Raw genomic sequence first — 4,421 nt, 5'->3', positions numbered from 1 at the left:
GACGCTCTTCCGATCTGCGGAACTCGTCGCCCTGCGGGATGCGCGCCAGCGCGTAGGGCACCGGCTCGCCGTCGATCAGCAGGATGCGCTTGTCGCCGGCGCTGATCGCCGGGATGAATTTCTGCGCGATGGCGAAGTGCTTGCCTTCGCCGTGCATGCCGCCGGCCAGCAGCGTCTCCAGCATGGAGTTCAGGTTGCTGTCGCCGGCCCTCACGCGGAAGATGCCGCGCCCGCCCATGCCGTCCAGCGGCTTGAGCACCGCTTCGCCGTGCTCGGCCACGAAGCGGCGAAGTTCGCCGGCGTCGCGCGAGACCAGGGTAGGCGCGATGCACTGCGGAAACTCGAGCGTGAACAGCTTCTCGTTGCAGTCGCGCAGCGCCTGCGGGTGGTTGATCACCTGCACGCCGCCGCGGCGGGCCGCATCCAGCACCATCGTGTCGTAGATGAACTGCGCGTCGACCGGCGGGTCCTTGCGCATCAGCACCACGTCCATCTCGCGCAGGTCCCGCCACTGGCGTTCGCCCAGCGCGTACCACCCGGACGGGTCCTCGCGGACCGACAGCGGCCGCAGGCGGGCGAAGGGCGCGCCGTCGCGCAGCGCCAGGTCGCCCTGTTCCATGTAGTGCAGCGCGTGGCCGCGACGCTGCGCCTCCAGCAGCATCGCGAAGCTGGTGTCCTTGGCGATCTTGATGGCGCCGATGGGATCCATCAGCACGGCAACCGAAAGCGGCATGAAAAATGCTCCATGGCGGGAGGGCACGCGGACCAGCGGTTCGGGGCGGCGTGCGCAGGGACGTGGATGGTCGCCGAGCGCGCGCGTAGCGGCAAGTTCTGACGCGCCTGCTCAAGAACTGACGTGTTTGCCGATGGCCGCACAAGACCGGTGCTAAGGCCTTCATTTTGCTTGACGCCGCTGCGGTCAGGCGGTAAACAGCAATGCATTGAGTGCGTTGCCGGCAATCGGGGCGCAACAACATTAACAAGTTGGGTTTCTTTACATGCACCACGGCCAGCGTTCGCCTGGCCTCAGGTGCCATACCTGAGCCTTGGGCGGGCAGCAGGGGGGGGTTGAGTGAACTTGAACACGAGCGACAACGGCTTGTCCGGTCTGAAGGTCATGGTGATCGATGACTCCAAGACCATTCGCCGCACGGCCGAAACCTTGCTCAAGAAGGAAGGTTGCGACGTGCTCACCGCCGTCGACGGCTTCGAGGCGCTGGCGAAGATCTCCGACCAGAAGCCGGCGATCATTTTCGTCGACATCATGATGCCGCGGCTGGACGGCTACCAGACCTGCGCGCTGATCAAGAACAACCCGCAGTTCCGCGCCACGCCGGTGATCATGCTGAGCTCGAAGGACGGCCTGTTCGACAAGGCCCGCGGCCGCATCGTCGGCGCCGAGCAGTACCTCACCAAGCCGTTCACCCGCGACGAACTGCTTGGCGCCATCCATCGTCACGTCAGCACGGTTTGAAAGCCACTGACTGCAGTGTCTTATAGGGGAGACCTGTGGCAAAGATTCTCATCATCGACGACTCGCCGACCGACGTGCGCGTGTTCACCACGCTGCTCGAGAAGGCCGGCTACCAGGTCGTTGCCGTCAGCACCGCCGAGGAAGGCATCGAGCGTGTTCGCGCCGAGCTGCCCGACCTGGTCATCATGGACGTGATCATGCCCGGCATGAATGGCTTCCAGGCCACGCGCACGCTCACGCGCGATCCGGCCACCTCGACCGTGCCGATCGTGATGATCACCACCAAGTCGATGGAAACCGACCGCGTCTGGGGCTTGCGCCAGGGCGCGCGCGCGTTCATCACCAAGCCGGTCAACGAGAAGGAACTGCTGACCTGCATCAACGACCTGCTGCCGAGCGCGGCATGAACCAAGCCGCCAACCTCACCCCGTTCGAGACCCTGGCCCGCTACGAGCGCCTTTCGCTGGCGCACGCGCTGGAGGTGCAGGACAAGATGGAGGCGCCCGGCCTGTGGCGCGGCATCGGCTACCGGGTGGGGGCGCGCCTGTTCGTCAGCGGCATCGACGAGATCAACGAATTGCTGGCGGTGCCGGTGCTGACCCCGGTGCCGCTCACCCAGCCCTGGTTGCTGGGCGTCGCCAACGTGCGCGGCAACCTCGTGCCGGTGATCGACTTCGGCCGCTTCCTGTTCGGCGAGCGCACCCAGCCGACCGAGCGCACGCGCCTGTTGATCGTGCGCCAGGGCGGCGGCAGCGTGGCGCTGATGGTCGACGAGGTGTTCGGCCAGCGCACGGTCGACCAGGAGCAGCGCCGCGAGGCGATGGCCGAGGACGATCCGCGGTTGACGCGCTTCGTCGAGGAGCGGGTCGAGGTAGGCATCCAGCAATTGGGCGTGTTCAGCATGAACCGGCTGGTGCGCGCACCGGATTTCCGTCAGGCCGCGGCCTGACGCGCAAGATGGGTAGGGCCGGCGCCGTGCGTGGCCGGAAACAGGGGCGAGAGGTTCCCGCCGCGGCGGCGCCGATGCAGCGCAGCCCGGCAGGAAGCAAGACGGAAGAGGTGTAACGATGAGCACTACAGGGGGCATCGGCAAGGAACGGGGCTATACCGGCCTCATCGTCCTGCTGCTGATCGCAATCGGTTTCGCGGCGCTGGATTTCTTCCTGCTCAACCAGAAGAACGGCGAGGACCGCCAGGCCAGCGCGCTGACCACGCAGATCCAGGTGCTATCGCAGCAGACGGCCAAGTATGCGCTGGAGGCCGCCGGCGGCAACGTCGACTCCTTCAAGGAACTGGACAGCACCCGCAATGCCATCGACTCGGCGGTGCAGAAGCTCACCAAGGGCGACGCCAAGGGTGGCATGCAGGCCTACAGCGACGGCAACACCACGCCTGCCGGGCGTGCCGTGACGGCGCTGGTCAATGCCTGGGGCCAGTTCGACGGCGACATCCGCAAGATCCTGTCCAACAAGGCGGTGGTGCTCGACTCGGCGCAGCGTGCCGACAAGCTCTCCCAGCAGATGCCGCTGCTCAACTCGAGCATGGACCAGGTCACCAACATCCTGCAGCAGCGCAACGGCAGCGCCGAGCAGATGCTCGGCTCCTCGCGCCAGATGCTGCTGGCCGACCGCATGACCCGCCGCGTGCAGGAGGTGCTGCAGGGCGGCGACGCAGCCCAGGCCGCCGCTGACGGCCTGGCGCGCGACGCACAGCTGTACGGTACCGTTCTCAAGGGCCTTACCGACGGCAACCCCGATGCCGGCGTCAAGGCCATGGGCGACGCCAACGCGCGCAAGATCCTCACGGAAATGCAGGCCAGCTGGGATGCGCTGGCCGATCCGATCGCCAAGCTGGTGGTCGCCGCCAGCGCCATCGTCGACGTAAAGAATGCCGGCAACCAGGCCTCGCTGGATTCGCAGAACGTACTGCTGCGTGCCAACGAGTTGTCCGACCAGATCGGCAAGCTGCCGTTCCGCCGCCTGTTCCCGAACGTGTGGTGGGGCGTGATCGGTGCCATCGGCGCGGTGGCCTTCGCGCTGCTGCTGGTGGTCACCCTGGTGCGCGACCAGCGCAAGCGCTTCCAGGATTCGACCGAGCTCAACCAGCGCAACCAGGAGGCGATCATGCGCCTGCTGGACGAGATGGGCTCGCTCGCCGAAGGCGACCTGACCGTCAAGACCACGGTCTCGGAGGACATCACCGGCGCGATCGCCGACTCGGTGAACTACGCCATCGACGAGCTGCGCACCCTGGTGACCACCATCAACGAGACCTCCGAGCAGGTGTCCTCCTCGGCGCAGGAAACCCAGACCACCGCGCGCCACCTGGCCGATGCGGCGCAGAGCCAGGCGCAGCGGATCAGCACGGCGACCTCGGCGATCAACCAGATCGCGAGCCTGATGGACAACGTGTCCAAGGACTCGGCCGAGTCGGCCGACGTGGCCGAACGCTCGGTGCAGATCGCCTCGCGCGGCGCCGAAGTGGTGCGCGAGACCATCTCGGGCATGGACTCGATCCGCGACCAGATCCAGGAGACCTCCAAGCGCATCAAGCGCCTGGGCGAGTCCTCGCAGGAAATCGGCTCGATCGTGGAACTGATCAACGACATTGCCGAACAGACCAACATTCTGGCGTTGAACGCGGCCATCCAGGCGGCCTCGGCCGGCGAGGCGGGTCGCGGCTTCGCGGTGGTGGCGGACGAAGTGCAGCGCCTGGCGGAACGCTCCGCCAGCGCGACCAAGCGAATCGAGACGCTGGTGCAGACCATTCAGTCCGACACCAACGAGGCGGTGAACTCGATGGAGCAGACCACCGCCGAGGTGGTCGCCGGCGCGCGCCTGGCCGAGGACGCCGGCAGCGCGCTGGGCGACATCGAGCGCGTCTCGCACGACCTGTCGGCGCTGATTCAGAACATCTCCACCGCGGCGCGCCAGCAGTCCGCGGCGGC

Annotated in this window: 5 protein-coding genes; 4 read left to right on the top strand and 1 reads right to left on the bottom strand. The window is 66.8% G+C overall.

The window, feature by feature from the left end; genetic code table 11:
- Positions 1 to 733: glutathione synthase (gshB, locus tag HOQ08_RS14500; protein ID WP_291196412.1), on the bottom strand; the 733-nt coding region annotated here is incomplete at its 3' end.
- 384 nt (positions 734 to 1,117) lie between these two features.
- Between gshB and pilG the strand changes: the two genes are divergently transcribed.
- From pilG to HOQ08_RS14480, 4 genes are all read left to right on the top strand, one after another.
- A complete protein-coding gene (pilG, locus tag HOQ08_RS14495) occupies positions 1,118 to 1,474 on the top strand; it encodes a twitching motility response regulator PilG (protein WP_091337506.1) in 357 nt (118 codons plus the stop codon).
- Positions 1,475 to 1,509: 35 nt separating this feature from the next.
- Entirely contained in the window at positions 1,510 to 1,881 is a 372-nt protein-coding gene (locus HOQ08_RS14490; RefSeq protein WP_291196409.1) for a response regulator, read from the top strand.
- Positions 1,878 to 2,423 carry a chemotaxis protein CheW gene (locus HOQ08_RS14485; RefSeq protein WP_291196407.1) on the top strand — a complete coding sequence of 182 codons (546 nt, stop codon included), beginning with the start codon at positions 1,878 to 1,880 and terminating at the stop codon, positions 2,421 to 2,423. Before HOQ08_RS14490 ends, HOQ08_RS14485 begins: the two co-directional genes overlap by 4 nt.
- 118 nt (positions 2,424 to 2,541) lie before the next feature.
- Positions 2,542 to 4,421 (top strand): methyl-accepting chemotaxis protein (locus HOQ08_RS14480; protein WP_291196404.1); only part of this gene is annotated, 1,880 nt, incomplete at its 3' end.

It is taken from the genome of Frateuria sp., from assembly GCF_013362045.1.
Taxonomy (GTDB): Bacteria; Pseudomonadota; Gammaproteobacteria; order Xanthomonadales; family Rhodanobacteraceae; genus Frateuria_A.
This window is presented reverse-complemented; position numbering and strand designations above follow the sequence as displayed.